Below are 20,013 nucleotides of genomic sequence, written 5' to 3' on the forward strand. Positions count from 1 at the left end.
CGGTCTTGCGTTTCCGACTCTATCAGATCTTTCCGATCCGATTTCCTCGGTGCTTTCCAGGTTCCCGCTCCGCTTTCGCTTCGCGTTTCCCTTTCCGGCAGTTCCGACTCTATCAGATCCTTTCGGCCTGACCCCCAGTCAGCGGGGTTCGTCTTCCCGGCCCTTGGGCCGTTCCGACGTCTCAAACCTTAGCGGATCCTCGTCCTGATTCCCAATCGGGCCCTTGGCGGATCCGGCCGGAGTCGACGAGTTCCATTCGAATTGAATTCGGGCACGCCGAAATCAACCCGGATGGGAGATCGTGCTGATGGTGTGAGTGCCGCAGATGCGGCGGAGGTGCTGCCAGGAAACCGACACGGCTCCGTGGCAACCCGAAGAACCTTACGGATCTGGCAGAGGCGTGTCAAGGACCCTCTGTCAAGATCTTTTAGTCGAGGTCGCTGAGGCGCCCGCCGGCGTCCGGCTGGGCGTGCTCCACCCTGCGCAGCAGGCGGGTCAGGACCTCGCCGAGGACCGCGCGCTCCGCCGGGGTGAGGTCCTGGAGGAGGTCGCCCTCGAAGACGGTGGCGAGGCGCATGGCCTCCATCCACTTCTCCCGGCCCTCGGGCGTCAGCTCCACGATCACGCGGACCCTGTTGTTCTCGTCGCGCTCACGGGTCACCAGGCCCTCACCCACCATGCGGTCGATGCGGTGGGTCATCGCGGCCGGGGTGAGGCCGAGTCGCTTGGCGAGGTCGCTCGGGCCCAGGCGGTAGGGCGCCCCGGACAGGACGAGGGCCTTGAGCACCTCCCACTCGGCGTTGCTGATACCCAGCTCGGCGGTCTGCCGGCCGTACGCGACGTTCATCCTGCGGTTGAGGCGGGACAGCGCCGAGACGATCTTCTCGACCTGGGGGTCGAGGTCCTGGAACTCGCGCTGGTAGGCGGCGATCTGCTCTTCGAGTGTCGGCTCGCTGCCGATGCCGGGGGTGTCGCCCATGTCCGCAGTATCGCACGGACCGCCTTGGCATTGAAGTCCTTCCAGGTGTACTCTTTAGCTTCGAACTTTAGAGTCGAAGTCCTTCAGATCTAACTACTGATGGCTTCAAGGACTCCATGACCGTCCTTCTGCTTGAGAGAGGTGAACGTGACCAGGGCGATGGGCGCAGCGATGCGCCGGATCCACGTGGGCAACGCACTCAGCGCGTTCGGGCTCGGCTTCACCGTCCCCTACCTGTACGTCTATGTGGCGCAGGTGCGGGGCCTGGGGGCCATGACGGCGGGTCTCGTACTCGCCGTCTTCGCCGTGGCCGCGCTGATCGTGCTGCCGTTCGCCGGCCGGGCGATCGTGCGGCGCGGCCCGCTGCCGGTCCTGCTCGCCGCCCTGGTCACGGCCGCCCTCGGGGCGCTGAGCCTCGGGCTGGCGGGCGGGGCGGCGACCGTCCTGCTGTCGGCCGCGGCGCTGGGGGCCGGGCAGGCGGTGATGCAGCCCGCGCTGGCGACGATGATCGTGGACTGCTCGGAGACGGAGACGCGGTCGCGGGCGTTCGCCATGCAGTTCTTCCTGCAGAACCTGGGGCTCGGTGTCGGCGGCCTCATAGGCGGACACCTCGTCGACACCTCACGGGTCTCCTCCTTCACCCTGCTCTTCGCGATCGAGGCGGCTGTCTTCCTGCTGCTCGTCGCGCTGATGGCGACGGTGCGGATGCCGCGTGCCCCGCGCGTGGCGGGGGCTCGGAAGGCGGCCGGGGCGGCGGCCGGCCGGAGCGGCTGGCAGCAGTTGCTCGCCAACCGGGCCATGGTGCAGCTGTGCGTCCTGGGCTTCGTCCTCTTCTTCGCCTGCTACGGGCAGTTCGAGTCGGGCCTGAGCGCGTACGGCGTGGAGGCCGCCGGGATCTCGACGTCGGCTCTGGGCACGGCGCTGGCGGCGAACACGCTGATGATCGTGGTGGCGCAGTTCGCCGTGCTGAAGTTCGTGGAGCGGCGGCGGCGCTCCCGGGTGATCGCGGCGGTCGGCGTGATCTGGGCGGTGGCCTGGGCCGCTGCGGCGTACGCGGGCCTCGGGCACGGCAGCCGGACCATGGCGACGGCGGCGTTCGTGTCGACGTACGCCCTGTTCGGCCTGGGTGAGGCGATGCTGTCGCCGACGCTGGCGCCGCTGGTGGCCGACCTGGCTCCGGAAGGGATGGCGGGGCAGTACAACTCGGCCTTCGCTCTGGTGAAGCAGCTCGCGCTGGCGGTCGGCCCGGCGGTGGGCGGTCCGCTGGCGGCGTCGCTGCCGGGGCCTTACGTGGTGACGTTCCTGCTGTTCTCGCTGGGGATCAGTGTGCTCGCGCTGCGGCTGGGGCGTGGGCTCAGCGCCGTACAGGACCATCCCTGGGGTGCGCAGAGCCGGGTGGTGGCGCGTGGCGGGTCCGCTCACGAGCCGGTGACCGCCAAGGCGTGACGGGAGCGGGTGCGGGGCGGCCGTCGTCTTCGGGCGACGGCCGCCCCGCCGTACCGCTGCGTTGCGGCGGGGCGGCCGGGGTGCGGCTACAGCCGTCCTGCGGGCAGGGTGAACTCGCACCAGACGGCCTTTCCGCCGTCCGGGGTGCGGCGGGCGCCCCAGTGGGCGGCGATGGTGGCGACGATGGCGATGCCCCGGCCCGATTCGTCGGCGGGTTCGGCGCTGCGGCGTCTGGGCAGGTGGTCGTCGCCGTCGGTGACCTCGACGATGAGGCGGCGGTCGGTGCGGCGCAGCCGCAGACGCATCGGGGGTGTGCCGTGCTGGAGGGAGTTGGCGACGAGTTCGCTGGCCGCGAGGACGCCCGCGTCGTGCAGTTCGGGCGGGAAGCGCCAGCTGGTGAGGACGCCCGAGGCGAAGGCACGCGCGCGGGGGGCGGCTTCCACGCCGCCGAGGAGTTCCAGGGCGGCGTTGCGGAAGAGTTCGCCCTCGGGGCCGGTGCGGGCGGGGTGCTGCAGGACGAGGACGGCCACGTCGTCGTCGTGGTCGGCCTGGACGCCGGCGGAGCGGACCAGGCGGTCGCAGACGACCTGGGGGGTGCCGGTGGCTCCGGCCAGGGCGCGTTCCAGGGCGGCGATGCCCTCGTCGAGGTCCTGGTCGCGGCGCTCGACCAGGCCGTCGGTGTAGAGGACCGCGGTGGATCCCGGGGTCAGGGGCACCGAGCCGGAGGCGTGCATCCAGCCGCCGGTGCCCAGGGGCGGGCCGGTGGGTTCGTCGGCGCGTACGACGGTGCCGGTCTCGTCGCGGACCAGGATCGGCAGGTGCCCGGCGGAGGAGTACACGAGCCGGCCCTCGTTGGGGTCGTGGACGGCGTACACGCAGGTGGCGATCTGGTTGGCGTCGATCTCGGCGGCGAGGCCGTCGAGGAGCTGGAGGATCTCGTGGGGCGGGAGGTCCATGCGGGCGTAGGCGCGCACCGCGGTGCGGAGCTGTCCCATGACCGCGGCGGCGCGGACCCCGCGGCCCATGACGTCACCGATGACGAGGGCGGTGCGTCCGCCGCCGAGGGTGATGACGTCGTACCAGTCGCCGCCGACGGCGGCTTCGGTGCCGCCGGGCTGGTAGGTGGCGGCGACGCGCAGGTCGTCGGGCTGTTCGAGCACCTGCGGGAGGAGGGAGCGCTGGAGGGTGACGGCGGTCTCGCGCTGGCGGCGTTCGCTGGCCCGCAGGCGGTCGGCGGCCTCGGCGTGGTCGGTGACGTCGGTGGCGAAGACGAGCACGCCCGCGCGGCCCTGGCCGGCGGTGGACTCGCCGCGCTCGGGCTCGGTGACCGGGGTGCAGGTGAAGGTGTAGGACCGGCCGTCGGGGGCCTTGCGGGACTTCAGGGTTCGGGGTCTGCCGCTGCGCAGCACCTGGTCGAGGAGGGGGAGCAGGCCCAGTTCGCGCAGCTCGGGCAGGGCGTCGCGGGCGGGTTCGCCGAGCGGGCGGGCGCCGAAGGCCGCGGTGTAGGCGTCGTTGAGGTAGGCGAGGCGGTGGTCGCCGCCGTGGACCAGGGCGACGAGGGCCGGGACGCGGTCGAGGACCTCGCGGGCGGGGAGTGCGTCCACGGCGGGCACGGGCGCCCTGCCGTCGGCCAGCTGTTCGACGCGGGCGGCGGGGACGGAGCCGTCGCCCCGCCGGTCCGCAGCGGTCGCGAGGTCGGTCCGCGCTGCGGCGCGGCGCTGCGTTCCGGGGATCGGGGGGAGCCGGGCGCTCCAGCGCGTGAAGTTCACGAATCCTTGCCTCGTGTCAGTCGTGTCGGGCCGGCTCCGGGCCCGGCCGGGGTGCGGGACCGCGCGGTGGTGGCCGCACCTTTCCCTCGGGTGCCGGGGTGCGGCACGGTGTCCGGGCGTCGTCGGCGGCCGGGGCGGGCGGCTGTCCGCCTCCGGTCGTGGACCAGTCTGGCAGTGCGGCCGCCGCGTACCGGCATCCGTGGGACGCCGGGGCGTCCGGCGGAGTTCCCCTCTCCGGTCAGGACGACCCTTTCGGGTTGATGTTCGGGTCGAGAGGATGCTTTCCACCGGCCGCGAGTTCGAACTCGGCGCGGGGATGTTCCAGCGAGCCGAGGGAGACGATCTCCCGTTTGAAGAGTCCGGCCAGGGTCCATTCCGCGAGGACCTTGGCCTTGCGGTTGAAGGTGGGGACCCTGCTGAGGTGGTAGGCGCGGTGCATGAACCAGGCCGGGTAGCCCTTCAGTCTGCGGCCGTAGACCTGGGCGACGCCCTTGTGCAGTCCGAGGGAGGCGACGGAGCCGACGTAGGCGTGCTCGTACGTCCGCAGGGGTTCGCCGCGCAGGGAGCGGGCCAGGTTGTCGCCGAGGACCTTGGCCTGGCGCACCGCGTGCTGTGCGTTGGGCGCGGTCTCCTTGCCGGGTCCGGCGGCGGTGAGGTCGGGGACGGCCGCCGCGTCTCCGGCGGCCCAGGCGTGCGCGACGCCGTCGACGGTCAGTTCGGCGGTGCACTTCAGGCGGCCACGACCGTCGAGCGGCAGGTCGGTGGCGGCCAGCAGGGGGTGCGGTTTCACACCGGCGGTCCACACGACCGTGCGGGTGGGGAAGCGCTGGCCGTCGCTGAGGACCGCGACGCGTCCCGCGCACGACTCCAGACGGGTGCGCAGGAGCACCTGGATGTTGCGGCGGCGCAGTTCGGTGACGGTGTAGCCGCCCATCTCCTCACCGACCTCGGGCAGGATCCGGTCGGAGGCCTCGACGAGGATCCACTTCATGTCCTCGGGCCGGATGTTGTGGTAGTAGCGGGCGGCGTAGCGGGCCATGTCCTCCAGCTCGCCGAGCGCTTCCACCCCGGCGTACCCGCCGCCGACGAAGACGAAGGTCAGGGCGGCGTCCCGGATCGCGGGGTCGCGGGTGGAGGAGGCGATGTCCATCTGTTCGATGACGTGGTTGCGCAGGCCGATGGCCTCCTCGACGGTCTTGAAGCCGATGCCGTGGTCGAGGAGGCCGGGGATGGGCAGCGTGCGCGAGACGGAGCCGGGCGCGAGGACGAGTTCGTCGTAGGTGAGGCGCTCGGTGCCGCCGCTCTCCTCGGTGGCGAGGGTGGTGAGGGTGACGGTGCGGTGCGCGTGGTCGACGGCCTTGACCTCGCCGGCGATGACACGGCACCGGTCGAGGACGCGGCGCAGCGGCACGACGACGTGCCGCGGGGAGATCGCGCCGGCCGCCGCCTCGGGCAGGAACGGCTGGTACGTCATATAGGGATCGGGGGTGACGACGGTGATCTCCACCTCGCCGCGCCTCAGCTCCTGTTTCATCCGCCGCTGCAGACGCAGGGCCGTGTACATCCCGACGTAGCCGCCGCCGACAACGAGAATGCGCGCACGTTCCTTCACCATCCCATGACGCACCCGTGACTCTCGTTTGTCCACAGCCCCGGCGATTTGTGTGACCGCCGCGCGGTGCGGGGCGGGATTGGCCGGATCGCCGGGGGCGGGGGCAGGCACGCAGGTCAGCGGGGGTGATCGGGGGCCGGGGGAGCGCCCTGGCGCATACCTGGAGGGCTCCTGCTCCGATCGGGGGGCGTTCCGTGCGGAACTGCCCCTTCTGAATTGACTCCCTCTCAACTATGTTCGTGTGTCGACGGGGTGTAGGGGATGTGGTCGAACGGGTCCGCGGGTCCCAACCGGATCTCGCAGGGCGGGCTCGGTCGTGCGCGATCCCCGTTGGGTGCACACCGCATTCAGTGGCGGGGAAAGTCTCCGGGGGGAGACGTCATCACCGGGGGATCAGCTATGCACATTCAGGACACTCATTGGTCCACCGCGTCCGCCGTCGCATCCGCCGGCGGGGCGACGGGCACGGCGGCGGCCGGCGGGCGCGGGGAGGAGTCCCGGTCGGTGCGGACCACCCCGCTGCGGGTGGACGCACAGCGCAACCTGGAGCACGTGCTGCGGGCGGCACGCGAGGTCTTCGGCGAGCTGGGCTACGGCGCGCCGATGGAGGACGTGGCACGGCGCGCCCGGGTCGGGGTCGGCACGGTGTACCGGCGCTTCCCGAGCAAGGACGTCCTGGTGCGGCGGATAGCCGAGGAGGAGACGTCCCGGCTGACCGACCAGGCACGGGCCGCGCTGGGCCAGGAGGACGAGCCGTGGTCGGCGCTGTCCCGTTTCCTGCGGACGTCGGTGGCGTCCGGCGCCGGGCGGCTGCTGCCGCCGCAGGTGCTGCGGGTGGGGGTCGCCGAGGAGCAGGACGGGGCCGGGTCCGGGGCGGACGGCAGGCGGGTGCCGCAGCAGCGGACCGAGCCGGGCGCCGGTGAGCTGCGGCTGGTGCCCGACCAGGCTTCCGCGCCCGTACCGGAGGTGGTGGACGACACCGGGGCGGCGGAGCTGCTGGAGGTCGTGGGCCGGCTCGTGGAGCGGGCCCGGGCGGCGGGCGAGCTGCGGGCCGACGTGTCGGTGTCGGACGTCCTGCTCGTCATCGCCACGGCGGCGCCCTCGCTCCCGGACCCGGCGCAGCAGGCGGCGGCCTCGGCGCGACTGCTGGACATCCTGCTGGAGGGGTTGCGCTCGCGGCCGGCGTGAGCCGGGGCGCGCACGCCGGTGTGATTCCGAGGAGCATGCCCCGTACGGGTGACGCCGATTCCCCGGGGCGGCAAGTCCCCACGGACGGGTGGAGGATCCTTTCCGCGGAGTCCTGACGGGGAACCGTTGTGGCACTCTGACCCGGTGATCGGGTCGGCTGAGCTGGCGGCGGGGGCTATCGGCGATGGGCGTTGACGGACGTGGTGGGTCGGTCGGTGACGACGGGGCGGGCACCGGAGGGGCGCGCCCGTCCCAGGTACCGGGCCCGGGCGGACCGGCCGACGTCCCGTGCGAGGAAGTTCGGTGCGACGAGGCTCGGGGTGGTGGGGCTCCGCGCGGGGAGGCTCCGTTCGGTCGACTCCCGGCCGACGGCGTTCCGGCCGACGGCGTTCCAGCCGAGAGGGTTCCGGCTGACGGCGTTCCGGCCGAGAGGGTTCCGGCCGACGCCGTACCGACCGACGGAGCGCTGCCCGATGCCGTCCCGTGTGACGAGGCGCCGACCGGGGCGGGCTCGTCGGGGCCGGAGGAGGCGGACGATCCGGCGGGCGTGGACGGCGCTGCCGGGCCGCGGGACGCCCCGGCCGGGAACGAACCGGCGGGCGGCCCGGCCGGGCTGCGGGCCGTGGGGAGCGGAGCGGCGGGGCTGTGGGAGGGTGCGGCCGAGGCCGAGGTGCCGCCGCAGCGCGAGTGGCGTGAGGACAGCGTGCTTCCGCCGCCGCGGGAGGTGCCGCCGTCCGACGCCGAGCTGATCGCCCGGATGCGCGCGGGTGACGACACGGCGTACGAGGACCTGTACCGGCGCCACGCCGATGCCGTACGCCGCTACGCCCGCACCTGCTGCCGGGACGCCGACACCGCCGACGACCTCACCGCCGAGGTGTTCGCCGCGATGCTCCAGGCCGTGCGCGGCGGCTCCGGGCCCGGACACGCCGTACGCGCCTACCTGCTCACCAGTGTCCGGCGGGTCGCCGCGCGCTGGACGAAGACGGCCCGGCGCGAGCAGCTGGTGGACGACTTCGCCGTGTTCGCGGCGCAGGCGGCCCGGGCCCCCGAGGCGTCCGGCGACCCGGCCTCCCTCGGCTCCTTCGGGGCGGGTCTGGACCTGGGCGCGGACGTACGGGCGATGCGGGAGGCCGAGCAGTCGATGGCCATGCAGGCCTTCCGCTCGCTGCCCGAACGGTGGCAGGCCGTGCTGTGGCACACCGAGGTCGAGGACGAGTCGCCGAGCGAGGTCGCCACGCTCTTCGGCCTGGACGCCAACGGCACCCGGGTCCTGGCCAGCCGGGCCCGCGAGGGCCTGAAGCAGGCTTATCTCCAGGCCCATGTGAGCACGGCCCTGACCGGCGACGAGGAGTGCGCCCGCTACGCCGACCAGCTCGGCGGCTACGCCCGGCGCAAGCTGCGCACCCGTGCCGAACGGGGGCTGCGCAAGCACCTGGAGGAGTGCGCCCGGTGCCGGCTGGCGGCCGTGCAGATCGAGGAGGTCGCCGGCGGTATCCCCGCGGTCGTCCCGGTCGCCGTCATCGGCTGGTTCGGCGCCGCCGGGTACGCCAAGGCACTCGGTCTCCTGGCGGGCGGCGCGGGAGCGGCGGGCGCCGCAGGGGCGGCGGGGGCGGCCGCGGCCGCCGGCGGCGCGGGAGGCGCGGCGGGCGGTGCGGCCGGGGGCGGCTCCGCCGGAAGCGCGGGGGGCGCGGCGGCCTCCGAGGGACTCGGCGCGCCGGTGAAGGCCGGCATCGCGGCCGGGGTCGTCGCCGTGGCCGCCGCGGCGCTCGCCTTCGCGCTGACGGGGCAGGACGCCCCGGCCGCGAAACCCGCGGCGGCCCCACCGCCGGCCCCGGTCGTCGAACCGCAGCCGCCGACGCCCGCACCACCGCGGCCGGCGCCCCGCCCCACGCCCAGCCGGAAACCGCCGGTGCGGGCCGCGGCGGCCCGTCCCGCCCCCCGGCCGGCCCCCGTTCCCACGCCCACACCGGTGCCCGAGCCGTCACCGCGGCCCACTCCGGAACCCACCCCGGCCCCGACTCCCCCACCGGCCCCGACGCCGACGCCGACCCCGACGCCCGCTCCGTCCGTCTACCGGTGGAGCGAGCTGGACTACGACCTCACCGGCGACGGCACCGGCCCGCAGATGCGGATCGGCCGGAGCAGCTGGGTGTGGCAGCGCGACGGTGTGTCGATCGCGGGCAAGCGGTACCCGCACGGGGTGAGCGTCCACGGCGAGTCCTCGGTCACCGTCGACCTCAACCGCACGTGCTCCGCCTACGACGCGGTGGCCGGGGTCGACGACCTGGCGGCCGGGCTGGGCAAGGTCACCTTCTCCGTGTACGCGGACGGGGTCCGGCTGTGGAACTCCGGTACGGTCGCCGGCGGGGAGGCCGCCGTCCCGGTCCATGTGGGTCTCGCCGGACGCCGGACCGTGCAGCTGGTCGTCCAGCCGCGCAGCGCCTTCGACGCGGTCACCCTCGCGGACTGGGCCGAGTCACGGTTCACCTGCGGGTAGCGGTTCACCTGCGGGGAGCGGTTCGCCCGTGAGGAGCCGGTACATCCCTGGAGAGCCGGTTCACCCACGAGGAGCCTGATGGGCCCGGACGGCCCGGTCGAGTTCGGCCAGGACGCCGTCCGCGGTGAGCGAGGCGCCCCGGGCGCGCTCCGCGGCCAGCCGGCCGGCGGGCAGGACCGCGCGGGCGGCGGCCTCGGCGCGCTCCGCCGCCGCGCGCTCGGGCAGCGGAGGGGGATGGCCGTCACGCCAGCGGTCCGCGGCGGCGAGCAACCGCATCGCGCACGCCACCTCGCCGAGCCGGGCGAGCACATCGGCCGCGCTGTACACGAGGGCGGCCGTCACCACCTCCGAACAGCGCTGCCCGACGGCCGCGCGCAGTGCCTCGGTCAGCGGCGGAAGCCCGTGCCGCGGGCCGTGCTCGTCCGCCGTGACGAGGGCGTCCATCGCGTTCAGCAGTGCCTCGAACTGCGGGGGCGGACTGCCGCGCCGGCTCTCCTCGCGTGCCCCGTCGCACAGGACCCGTGCGGCGGCCACGTCCCCGTCGTCCAGGGCGAGATGGGCGCGCAGGAGCAGGACGAAGGCCCGGGAGTCCGCGACCCGGTACTGCTCGGCCGCCTCGCTCGCCTCGTCCAGGGCTTTCAGGGCACCGGCCCGGTCACCCGAGCGGTAGGCGATCTCGGCGAGCCGGGCGACCAGGAACGGCGTCTCCGCGTAGGCGCCCACCTCGTGGGCGAGCCGCAGCGCCTCCTCGTACTCGGCGTGTGCCTCCCGCAGCCGGCCGCGGGCCATGGCCGCCTCCCCGGCCGCGCTGCACACCTGCGCCCGCATCCAGCGGTCGCCCACGCTGCGGCTGATCCGCCGCAGCTGCGCCAGGTCTTCGTCGACGCCGCGCAGGTTGCCGGGCGAGTCGACGACCATGTGCGTACGGAACATCAGGACGACGCCGACCTCCCAGTCACCGCCGTACGCCCGGCAGTTGGCGACGGCCGTGTCCATGGTGGGACGGATGTCGTCGGCACTGCTGTACAGGTAGGCGGTCAGCGGCCAGATGAGTCCGGGCATCCGGGCCGCCCGGGGTCCGCCGCCCTCGAAGAAGGCGCGGACCAGGGAGACGTAGCGCAGGGTCCGGTCGTCGCGCGCCACGTCCCCCGGCTCGGTCTCCGAGGCCAGGAAGAGGTGCATCATCCGCAGGTCCATGCGCAGTTCGTGCCGCGGGTGGTTCACCTCCCCGTCCGGGGCGGCCAGGAGGGCGTCGACGGGGTCGAAGTCGTCGGCTCCGGGCGGCGGGACGGCGCCGCCGGCCTCCCCGCCCTCGCCCGCCCGGCGGGCGGCGGCGTCGAGGGCGGCGCCCAGGCACAGCACGCGGTGGAACCACTGCATGGCCTCGCGGCGGTAGTTGCGCAGCCACCAGAACCAGCCCATGCCGAGGGCGAGTTCGCCCGCCCGCTGCTCGTCCCCGGCGGCGAGCGCGCGGTCCAGGGCCGCCCTGATGTTGTCCAGCTCGGTCTCCAGACGGGCGATCCAGGGCAGTTGCCGGGCCGAGCGCAGCTGCGGCTCGGCCGCCCGGACCAGGGCGTGCGCCCACGCGCCGTGCCGCTGCTCGGCGGCCGCACGCAGGCCGGGCACCTCCGCGGCACGCTCGGTGGCGTACTCGTGGATGGTCTCCAGCATCCGGTACCGCATCCCGCCGTCGGCGGCCGGGGCGGCGACGACCAGGGACTTGTCGACGAGCGCGCCGACGAGGTCGGCGGCGGGGCCGCTGCACACCGCCTCGGCGGCGGCGAGGTCCCAGCCGCCCGCGAAGACGGACGCCTCGCGCAGCATGGTCCGCTCCCCCTCGTCGAGCAGGTCCCAGGACCAGTCGACGACGGCCCGCAGCGTCTGCTGGCGGGGCAGGGCGGTGCGGCTGCCCGCGGTGAGCAGCCGGAAGCGGTCGTCGAGCCGGTCGGCGATCTGCCGGGGGGTGAGCATCCGCAGCCGGGCGGCGGCCAGCTCGATGGCCAGGGGCAGGCCGTCGAGACGGCGGCAGATCTCGGCGACGGCCTCCTTGTCGCCGAGCACCTCGGCCGCGTCGGGGCGGGCGGCGGCGGCACGCTCGGCGAAGAGGCGGTGCGCCTGGTCGGGTACCAGGGGCTCGACCGGGCGCACCAGCTCGCCCGGTACGCCCAGCGGTTCCCGGCTGGTGGCGAGGACCGTGAGTCCGGGACAGCGGGTGAGCAGGACTTCGACGAGGCGGGCCGTCTCGTCGATGAGGTGTTCGCAGTTGTCGAGGATCAGGAGTTCGCTGCGCGGCGCGCAGTACTCGACGAGCAGGGCCACCGGGTCGCTCTGCGGGGTGACCAGCTCGTTGGTCATCAGTACGGTCTCGCGCAGGCCGAGGGCGCTGACCACCGCGCCCGGCACCGCCTCGGGGCGGTCCAGCGGCGCCAGCTCGACCAGCCAGGCCCGGGAAAGCCCGGCGGCGGCTTCCTCGGCGAGGCGGGTCTTGCCGGAGCCGCCCGGTCCGGTGAGGGTGACGAGGCGGGCCCTGTGCAGATCGGAACGGATGGCGGCGAGTTCGGGTTCCCGGCCCACGAAAGAGGTAAGACGCGGACGGATGTTGCCGGTCCGTCCGGGCGGGCGGTGGGCGTGGTGCGGGGCCGGCCGCGCGTCTCGGGGCGGGGCCGGGGGCGGGCCCGGAAACGGTTCTGCCGCCGGGCCGGGGGAGGCGGTCGCCGGGGTGAGCAGATCGGCGTGCAGGGCGCGCAGTTCGGGCCCCGGGTCGGTGCCCAGGCCGTCGGCGAGGGCGCGGCGGACCCGCTCGTAGGCGGCGAGGGCGTCGGCGCCGCGGCCGCTGTCGCGCAGGGCGCGGACGAGAAGGGCGTGCAGTGTCTCGTCGTACGGGTGTGCGGTGGTCAGTTCCGTGAGTTCCGGGACGACGTCCACGGCACGGCCCAGGCGCAGCCGCGCGTCCGCGCGGGCCCGCAGCGCCTCCAGGCGCAGGCTCTCCGGGCGGGCGGCGGCCGTCCGGTCGGGCAGGTCGGCCAGGGCGGGGCCGTGCCACAGGGCGAGGGCCTCGTCGAGGTGGCGGTCCGCGGCGGACGCGTCGTCACGGGCGAGGGCGGCGGTGCCCTGCCGTACGAGCCGTTCGAAGGCGAAGAGGTCGACGTCCTCCCGGGCCACGGCGAGCCGGTAGCCGCCCGGCTCGGAGCGGACGGCGTCCTTGCCGAGGGCGCGGCGCAGGCGGCCCACCAGGGCCTGGAGCGCGGCGGGGGCGTTCTGCGGCGGGGCCTCACCCCATACTTCGTCGATCAGGACGTCCGGGCCGGTGACCCGGCCGGGCCGCAGGGCGAGGGCGGTGAGCAGGGCCCGCAGCCGGGGACCGCCCACGGGTACGACGACACCCCGGCCGTCCTCCGCCCGGGTGACACCGAGAATTCTGTACTGCACCGGCCCATTGTCGCCGGGGGCGGGAAGTGGGGCACCGGGTTTGTCCCCGGGCGGCCCCGGCACCACCGGCCGCGCTCGGCGGCCACGCGCCCGGCACCACCGGCCGCCCGCCGAGCCCCGCCACCGGCACGCACCCTCCGACGCACCAGGACCAGGGCCACCGCACCACCCCGGCACACACCCACGCATCACACCCGGGCCACCGCACCGTCCCTGCGCGCACCCGCGCGTGGCGCCCGGGCTCCGCACCGGGCCGGCCGCCCCCTCACGCCCCGGACGCCAGTGCCCCGCGCTGGGGGACGATGCCCCCCGGTACCGCGCGCGAGCGGGCGGGGGTGCCCGTCCAGCAGGTGCCGCGGCGGGCCAGCAGGCGGCGCAGCCACATCTCCAGGGAGACCAGGTCCGCGAGGCCGTCCAGGGGCAGCGGTTCGCCCTGGGCCGCCGCGCGCAGGGCCTTGCGGACCACCCGCGCCTCCACCAGGCCCGCCTCGGCGAGCAGGGGGGTGGCGAACAGGGCCATCAGGTCGTCCACGGCCACGCGCAGGCCCGCGCGCGCGGCGGACGCCGCGGGGGCGTGCGAGGGCGCGCCCCAGCCAGGGGGCAGCTCGCCCACTCCGGCGCCCTCCAGGACGGTGCGCAGGATGGCCGCGCGGGCTCCCGGCCGCACGCGCAGCGCCTCGGGCAGCGCCCGGCAGGCCCGTACGACCTGGTTGTCCAGGAAGGGGGTGTGCAGCCGCTGGGAGCGGATCTCCACGGCCTGCTCCAGGACGCGCAGGTCCGCGGCGTGCCGGGCGAGGGCCGCACGCGCGCGGTAGTCGCCCGGCCGCTGCCCGGGACCGACCCCCGAGCGGTTCGTCGCGCCCTGGAGGCGAACCGATACTTCAGCCAGTGCCTCACCGGTCAGCCAGCGGGCGGCGGGACCGGGTCTGGCCCAGGTGAGCGCGGCCAGCGAGGCGCCCACCGCGCCGCCCGGCTCCTCGAACCGGCGCTGGAGCAGCCGCTCGGCCAGCTCCTCCAGACCGGCCCGGTACGGCGTCCGGGCGAGCCGCCGCGCCGCGCTGTACACGCGCGCGGGGACCATCACCGACCCGTCGGCCTTGGCGAGCGCGGCGACCGGCCGGACCAGGTGGCGCCGTTTGCGGTCCATCAGGAGGTCGGCCAGGCGGGCGGGGTGCGCGTCCAGGACCTGGCGGGCGCCGTGGCCGGTGAAGTGGTCCGCGCTGCCCGACGCCAGGCGGGCGCGGTGCCGTGCCGCGGTCACCAGCGAGGGGCCGGGCTCGTCGGTCAGCGGGCCCTCCAGGTCGGCGTAGGGCAGTACCTCGTCACCGCCGGCCACCACCACGTGGTGCAGGCGGGGGTTGGCCGCGAGGGTCCCGGCCCGCTCCAGCTCGGCCTCGCGCCCGCCGACGGCGAGGTCGTTGAAGGTGACGGCCAGCAGGCGCTCGCCGGCGCCGGTGCCGTGGCCCAGGAGGGTGCCGGGGTTGCCGGGCAGGCCCGCCGCCAGCAGGGCGAGGGTGCCCGAGGCGGGTCCGCCGGACAGGTCGGCTCCGATGCCGGGCACCGGCATGCCGCGGGCCGCGCGGCGCTCGGCGGGACCCATGCCCGGGACCGGGCCGGGGTCGATCTCCGGTACGTGCCGGGGCGCGGACAGGCGGGCGCGGACGGCCTCGACCAGGGCGTCCCGTACGGCGCCTACCGCGCTGTCGGGGTCCGCCGGGGGCGCGGCCACGGCGAGGGAGGCGACCGGCTCGTAGCCCGCGACCTCGCGCGCCCCGGCGCGCAGGATCAGCGCGTGCCCCGGCGGAATGCGCCGTACGGCCTCGTACGGCGTGGAGTCGTCCAGCGCGGCCGGGACGTCGGGGGCGGCGAGCAGGGCGGCGAGGTGCCCGAAGTCGAGGTTGGCCTCGACGAGGTCGGCCAGCGGCAGCGCGGCCGTCGCGTACGCCGTGCCGCCCGCCCAGGGGGTGTGGAACACCGGGCGGGCGCCCGCGAGGTCGCCGCAGACGGTGAGGCGGCGGCCCACCTGGACGACGGCGGTGTAGCTGCCGGGCCAGGCGGTCAGGTGCCGCAGTGCGCCCCCGCGCGCGGCCAGCAGGCCGACCCGCAGCTGTTCGTCGGAGGCTCCGCAGGTGCCGAGCACCGCGATCCGGGTCTGGGCGTCGGCCCGTACCAGCCGGACCTCGTCCGGGCGCCAGTCACCGACCGCCCACAGCGGGTCCGGGTCGCCCCACAAAAGCTGGGAGCCCACCGGCTGCACGGTCTCGCCGTCGTACCCGGTGGCGCCCGCCGCACCGAACCCTGCGGTGCTCGCGGCGGCGCTGCTCCATCCCACCAACCACCGCATCGACGCCTCCACGGACCCGGGACCGCACGAACCGGGTCCCATGCTGCCACGAAGGCGGCGCACCGGAGGGGAGGCGGAGCCGCCTTCGGTGCACCGTGCGCGCCCTCGCGCGCCTGCCCGCCCGATGGCCAACGCCCGTACGGGACAGAGCCACTGCGACCTGAATGCGCCCCCTGATGCGCTCCCCGCGATACCCTGTGCGCCCTCAACTGCCATGGTGGGAACGGAAATTCACGGCAGGAGGCAGGAGCGCCTTTCGGCCAAATCGGCGCGCCGGAGACGGACGTGCGCACGCTCCGTACACGCTCTGCGCAGGGCGCGGACAACGCGCGGTCCGGGAGGCACGGTTGGCCTCCCGGACCGTTCCGCCGCCCGCGGGGATGAAGGCGGCGGTGTCCCCCAGCCCACTGGATCCAGTACAGCGGGCCGACCCACGCACCGCCCATGGAACCGCTCCCGGGATGGCCGGAGAAGAGCGCACGGCCGGGCGCACGACCACACACAGGGGGCACGTCGCCACCGTGCGTGCAGGGCCCGTACTGCCGTGCGGACCACAATCCCGCCAACCGGAAGAATGCCCCTTAACGCTTGGGATGCGGCGAACTACGCTGGGTTTACGAATGCCGCGTGGTTATGCCAGCGCGGCAGCCGTCTGTGTCGAGGGGTGGCGCATGTCCAGGGAGCAACGCGGGCCGAACGAGAAACTCGGCGCCGTTCTCGCCCTCGCGGGAATCAGCAACGCAGGACTCGCGCGGCGCGTCAACGACCTCGGCGCCCAACGCGGGTTGACCCTCCGCTACGACAAGACCTCCGTGGCGCGCTGGGTCTCCAAGGGGATGGTGCCGCAGGGCGCGGCGCCGCACCTCATCGCGGCCGCCATCGGCCAGAAGCTCGGCCGCCCGGTGCCGCTGCACGAGATCGGCCTGGCGGACGCGGACCCCGCGCCCGAGGTGGGCCTCGCCTTCCCCAGGGACGTCGACCAGGCCGTGCGCGCGGCCACGGAGCTGTACCGCCTCGACCTCGCCGGCCGCCGGGCCGGCGCCGGCGGCATCTGGCAGTCGCTGGCCGGATCGTTCGCCGTGACCGCGTACGCGACGCCCGCCTCCCGGTGGCTGATAACCCCGGCCGACAGCTCGGTGGCGCGCGAGGCGGGCGGGGCGGAGGGCTCGGGCGCACCGGTCAAAGTCGGCCACAGCGACGTGCGGAAGCTGCGGGAGGCCGCCGAGGACGCCAGGCGCTGGGACTCCAAGTACGGAGGCGGCGACTGGCGTTCGTCCATGGTGCCCGAGTGCTTACGCGTGGAGGCCGCGCCGCTCCTGCTCGGGTCCTACTCCGACGAGGTCGGCCGTGCGCTGTTCGGCGCGTCGGCCGAACTGACCCGGCTGGCCGGCTGGATGGCGTTCGACACCGGCCAGCAGGAGGCCGCCCAGCGGTACTACATCCAGGCGCTGCGCCTCGCGCGCGCGGCGGCCGACGTGCCCCTGGGGGGATACGTCCTGGCGTCGATGTCCCTGCAGGCCACCTACCGGGGCTTCGGTGACGAGGGCGTCGACCTCGCGCAGGCCGCCCTGGAACGCAACCGCGGCCTGGCCACGGCCCGCACCATGAGCTTCTTCCACCTGGTCGAGGCACGCGCCCACGCGCGCGCGGGCGACGCCCAGGCGGCGGGCGCCGCCCTGAAGGCCGCCGAGGGCTGGCTGGAGCGGTCCCGGGAGGGCGACAACGACCCGACCTGGCTCGGTTTCTACGGCTACGACCGGTTCGCCGCCGACGCCGCCGAGTGCTACCGCGACCTGAAGGCGCCCCGCCAGGTCCGGCGCTTCACCGAACAGGCGCTGTCGAAGCCGACGGAGGAGTTCGTGCGCTCGCACGGCCTGAGACTGGTGGTCTCCGCGGTCGCCGAACTGGAGTCGGGCAACCTCGACGCTGCCTGCGAGCAGGGGGTACGGGCGGTGGAGGTCGCCGGACGCATCTCCTCCGCGCGGACCACCGAGTACGTCCGCGACCTCCTGCACCGGCTGGAGCCCTACAGCGACGAACCGCGGGTGGTCGAGCTGCGCGAACGGGCCAGACCGCTCCTGATGACCACGGCCTGAGCGGGACGCCGGGGCCCCGGTTCGAGCGGGCCACCGAGGATCACGGCCCGAGCGGGACGGGGCCGCCCGGGCACAGGCGGGACACACGGGGCGCACGGACGGGCCGCTCCCGGTTTGAAGGCATTGTCAGTGGCGCAGTGCACTATCGGAACCGGGAGGTGGAGCAGGTGCGGGAGATCGCTCACGACTGCGATGCGCTGGTGATCGGCGGCGGCATCGTCGGCCTGTCGACGGCGTACGCGATCACGCGCGCCGCGCCGGGCACCCGGGTGACGGTGCTGGAGAAGGAACCGGGCCCGGCCCGCCACCAGACCGGACGCAACAGCGGGGTGATCCACAGCGGGATCTACTACCGGCCGGGCTCGCTCAAGGCACGGTACGCGGTGCGCGGTGCCGCGGAGATGGTCAAGTTCTGCGCGGAGTACGGCATCGCGCACGCCGTCACCGGCAAGCTGATCGTCGCCACCCGGCGCGAGGAGCTGCCCCGGCTGCACGCCCTGGTGCAGCGCGGCCGGGAGAACGGGATACCGGTGCGTGAGCTGGGCGCCGCCCAGATCGCGGAGTACGAGCCGGAGGTGCGCGGCCTGGCCGCGATCCACGTGGGCACGACCGGCGTCTGCGACTACACGGGCGTGGCCCGGCAGCTCGCGGCCGCCTCGGGCGCGGAGATCCGCTACGGCGCCCGGGTCGTGCGCGTGGACCGGCGGCCCGACCGGGGCGTGGCCGTCCGGACGGCCCGCGGCGACGTGGTCCGCGCGCGCGTGCTCGTCAACTGCGCGGGACTGCACTGCGACGAGGTGGCGCGGCTGACCGGGGACGAGCCGGAGGCCCGGATCGTCCCCTTCCGCGGGGAGTACTACGAGCTGGCGCGGCCGGAGCTGGTGCGGGGGCTGGTGTATCCGGTGCCCGATCCGGCCTTCCCGTTCCTCGGCGTGCACCTCACGCGCGGGATCGACGGCGGTGTCCACATCGGTCCCAACGCGGTGCCGGCGCTGGCCCGTGAGGGGTACGGGTGGGGCGTCGTACGCCCCCGTGAGCTGGCGGGGACGCTGAGCTGGCCGGGTTCGTGGCGGATCGCCCGGCGGCACTGGCGTTACGGAGCGGGGGAACTGCGGCGGTCGGTGTCCAAGGCGGCGTTCACCGAGGCGGTGCGCAGACTGCTGCCGTGCGTCGAGGAGAGCGACCTCGTGCCCGCGCCCGCGGGCGTACGGGCGCAGGCCGTCCTGCGGGACGGGACGCTGGTGGACGACTTCCTCATCCGGGAGGGTGCGCGGGCCGTACACGTGCTCAACGCGCCGTCCCCGGCGGCGACGGCCTCCCTGCCGATCGGGCGGGAGGTGGCCCGCAGAGCGCTGCGCGCACTGGCGGCGGGATGAGCCCCGGACTCAGCGCCGAGCGGCACCCCCGGGGGACGGCGGGCGGCGGGCGGCCCGAGCGGGAGGACCTGGGCGGCCGGGGCCAGGAGAGCGTCCGGGGCGGGCGCCGGACGCGACGAAGACGGGCGGCGCGAGCCGGAGGGCCGGGGCGGCCGGCCAGGAGAGCGCCCGGGGCGGGCGCCGTCGTGAGAGGGGCGGGCGGGCGCCGGGCGGGGAGACCGGGTGCGTCGCTCGGCATCGGTCTCGTGCTGTCCGGCCCGTAAAATGGACGGCACTGTGTCTGACTCCTTGAACACCCCCGCCGCCCCGCACGCCCCCGGTGCGTCCGTCCGGCACACCCGGGCCAAGGGAGAGCCGCGGTTTCCCGACGGGCCGCAGGCGGACCCGGCCGGGTCGCACTTCGAGCGGCGGATCCGCAGCTTCCAGCCGCGCCGCAGCCGGGTGACCGCCGGGCAGGCGGACGCGCTGCAGCGGCTGTGGCCCCAGTGGGGACTGGACATCGACGGACAGCGGGTGCTCGACCTGGCCGAGCTGTTCGGCAACGCCCGCCCCGTCGTCCTGGAGATCGGGTTCGGCATGGGCGAGGCCACCGCGCAGATGGCCGCCGCCGACCCGGACACCAACATCCTCGCCGTCGACGTGCACACGCCCGGCCAGGGCAATCTGCTCAGCCTCGCCGACCGGAGCGGGCTCACCAACGTCCGGGTCGCCAACGGCGACGCGATCATCCTGCTGCGCGAGATGCTCACCCCCGACTCCCTGGACGGGCTGCGCGTCTACTTCCCCGACCCGTGGCCCAAGAAGCGGCACCACAAGCGGCGGCTGATCCAGCCGGAATTCCTGACCCTGGCCGCCGCCCGGCTCAGGCCCGGCGCGATCGTGCACTGCGCGACCGACTGGGAGCCGTACGCCGAACAGATGCTGCAGGTGCTGAGCGCGCACCCCGCCTTCGCGAACACGCGGCCCGACGGCGGCTACGCGCCCCGCCCGGCCTTCCGCCCGCTGACCCGCTTCGAGGGCCAGGGCCTGGACAAGGGCCACGTCGTGAACGACCTGCTCTTCCGGCGCGTACCGCACGGGGACGCCCACGGCACCGGCCCCCGCACCGGACACCCCGACCGGCACCCCGGCCTGGACTGACGCACCGCCACACCCCCTCGCCCGGACCGACGCACCACCCCACACCCTGTCCCGGCGGACGCACCACCACGCCCCCCGGTCCGGCGGACGAGGCACCGTCGCGATCGTCACCTCCCCTCGTTAGGGTCAATGAC

11 protein-coding genes are annotated in these 20,013 nt (G+C 75.0%); 6 read left to right on the forward strand and 5 right to left on the reverse strand.

Features of this window, described 5'->3' with window-relative positions; translation table 11 throughout:
• Positions 1–427 precede the first annotated feature (427 nt).
• The gene (locus IG64_RS36095) at positions 428–979 is read right to left on the reverse strand and encodes a MarR family winged helix-turn-helix transcriptional regulator (protein ID WP_037864485.1); all 552 of its coding nucleotides are present in this window, start codon (positions 977–979) and stop codon (positions 428–430) included.
• 159 nt (positions 980–1,138) lie between these two features.
• Here IG64_RS36095 and IG64_RS36100 point away from each other — a divergent pair, with 159 nt between their 5' ends.
• A complete protein-coding gene (locus IG64_RS36100; RefSeq protein ID WP_037864521.1) occupies positions 1,139–2,425 on the forward strand; it encodes an MFS transporter in 1,287 nt (428 codons plus the stop codon).
• Between the two features lie 86 nt (positions 2,426–2,511).
• Here IG64_RS36100 and IG64_RS36105 read toward each other — a convergent pair whose 3' ends face one another.
• Together IG64_RS36105 and IG64_RS36110 are read right to left on the reverse strand one after the other, a co-directional pair.
• On the reverse strand, positions 2,512–4,194 hold the full coding sequence (locus tag IG64_RS36105) for an ATP-binding SpoIIE family protein phosphatase (RefSeq protein WP_037864488.1): 1,683 nt from the start codon (positions 4,192–4,194) through the stop codon (positions 2,512–2,514).
• 238 nt (positions 4,195–4,432) lie between these two features.
• Positions 4,433–5,809 (reverse strand): NAD(P)/FAD-dependent oxidoreductase, encoded by a 1,377-nt coding sequence (locus tag IG64_RS36110; protein WP_037864492.1) that lies wholly within the window; start codon positions 5,807–5,809, stop codon positions 4,433–4,435.
• Between the two features lie 396 nt (positions 5,810–6,205).
• On the opposite strand from IG64_RS36110, the gene IG64_RS36115 reads away from it, so the two are divergent.
• Together IG64_RS36115 and IG64_RS36120 are read left to right on the forward strand one after the other, a co-directional pair.
• Positions 6,206–6,994 (forward strand): TetR/AcrR family transcriptional regulator, encoded by a 789-nt coding sequence (locus IG64_RS36115; protein WP_037864494.1) that lies wholly within the window; start codon positions 6,206–6,208, stop codon positions 6,992–6,994.
• A gap of 547 nt (positions 6,995–7,541) precedes the next feature.
• Positions 7,542–9,494: a sigma-70 family RNA polymerase sigma factor gene (locus IG64_RS36120; RefSeq protein WP_051813768.1), complete on the forward strand. Its 1,953-nt coding sequence runs from the start codon at positions 7,542–7,544 to the stop codon at positions 9,492–9,494.
• A 60-nt stretch (positions 9,495–9,554) separates the two neighbouring features.
• Here the strand turns inward: IG64_RS36120 and IG64_RS36125 are convergent, their stop codons facing one another.
• Positions 9,555–12,923, reverse strand: coding sequence for a BTAD domain-containing putative transcriptional regulator (locus IG64_RS36125; RefSeq protein WP_037864497.1), 3,369 nt, complete (start codon positions 12,921–12,923; stop codon positions 9,555–9,557).
• 265 nt (positions 12,924–13,188) lie between these two features.
• Positions 13,189–15,267, reverse strand: a complete 2,079-nt coding sequence (locus IG64_RS36130; protein ID WP_037864499.1) for an asparagine synthase-related protein — start codon at positions 15,265–15,267, stop codon at positions 13,189–13,191.
• A gap of 671 nt (positions 15,268–15,938) precedes the next feature.
• On the opposite strand from IG64_RS36130, the gene IG64_RS36135 reads away from it, so the two are divergent.
• From IG64_RS36135 to trmB, 3 genes are all read left to right on the forward strand, one after another.
• Positions 15,939–17,363: a hypothetical protein gene (locus IG64_RS36135; RefSeq protein WP_037864503.1), complete on the forward strand. Its 1,425-nt coding sequence runs from the start codon at positions 15,939–15,941 to the stop codon at positions 17,361–17,363.
• Positions 17,364–17,500: 137 nt separating this feature from the next.
• A complete protein-coding gene (gene lhgO / locus IG64_RS36140; protein ID WP_420710049.1) occupies positions 17,501–18,739 on the forward strand; it encodes an L-2-hydroxyglutarate oxidase in 1,239 nt (412 codons plus the stop codon).
• 276 nt (positions 18,740–19,015) lie between these two features.
• A complete protein-coding gene (gene trmB / locus IG64_RS36145; RefSeq protein WP_234438732.1) occupies positions 19,016–19,879 on the forward strand; it encodes a tRNA (guanosine(46)-N7)-methyltransferase TrmB in 864 nt (287 codons plus the stop codon).
• The last annotated feature ends 134 nt before the right edge of the window (positions 19,880–20,013 follow it).

The organism is Streptomyces sp. NRRL S-340 (genome assembly GCF_000720185.1).
GTDB lineage: Bacteria > Actinomycetota > Actinomycetes > Streptomycetales > Streptomycetaceae > Streptomyces.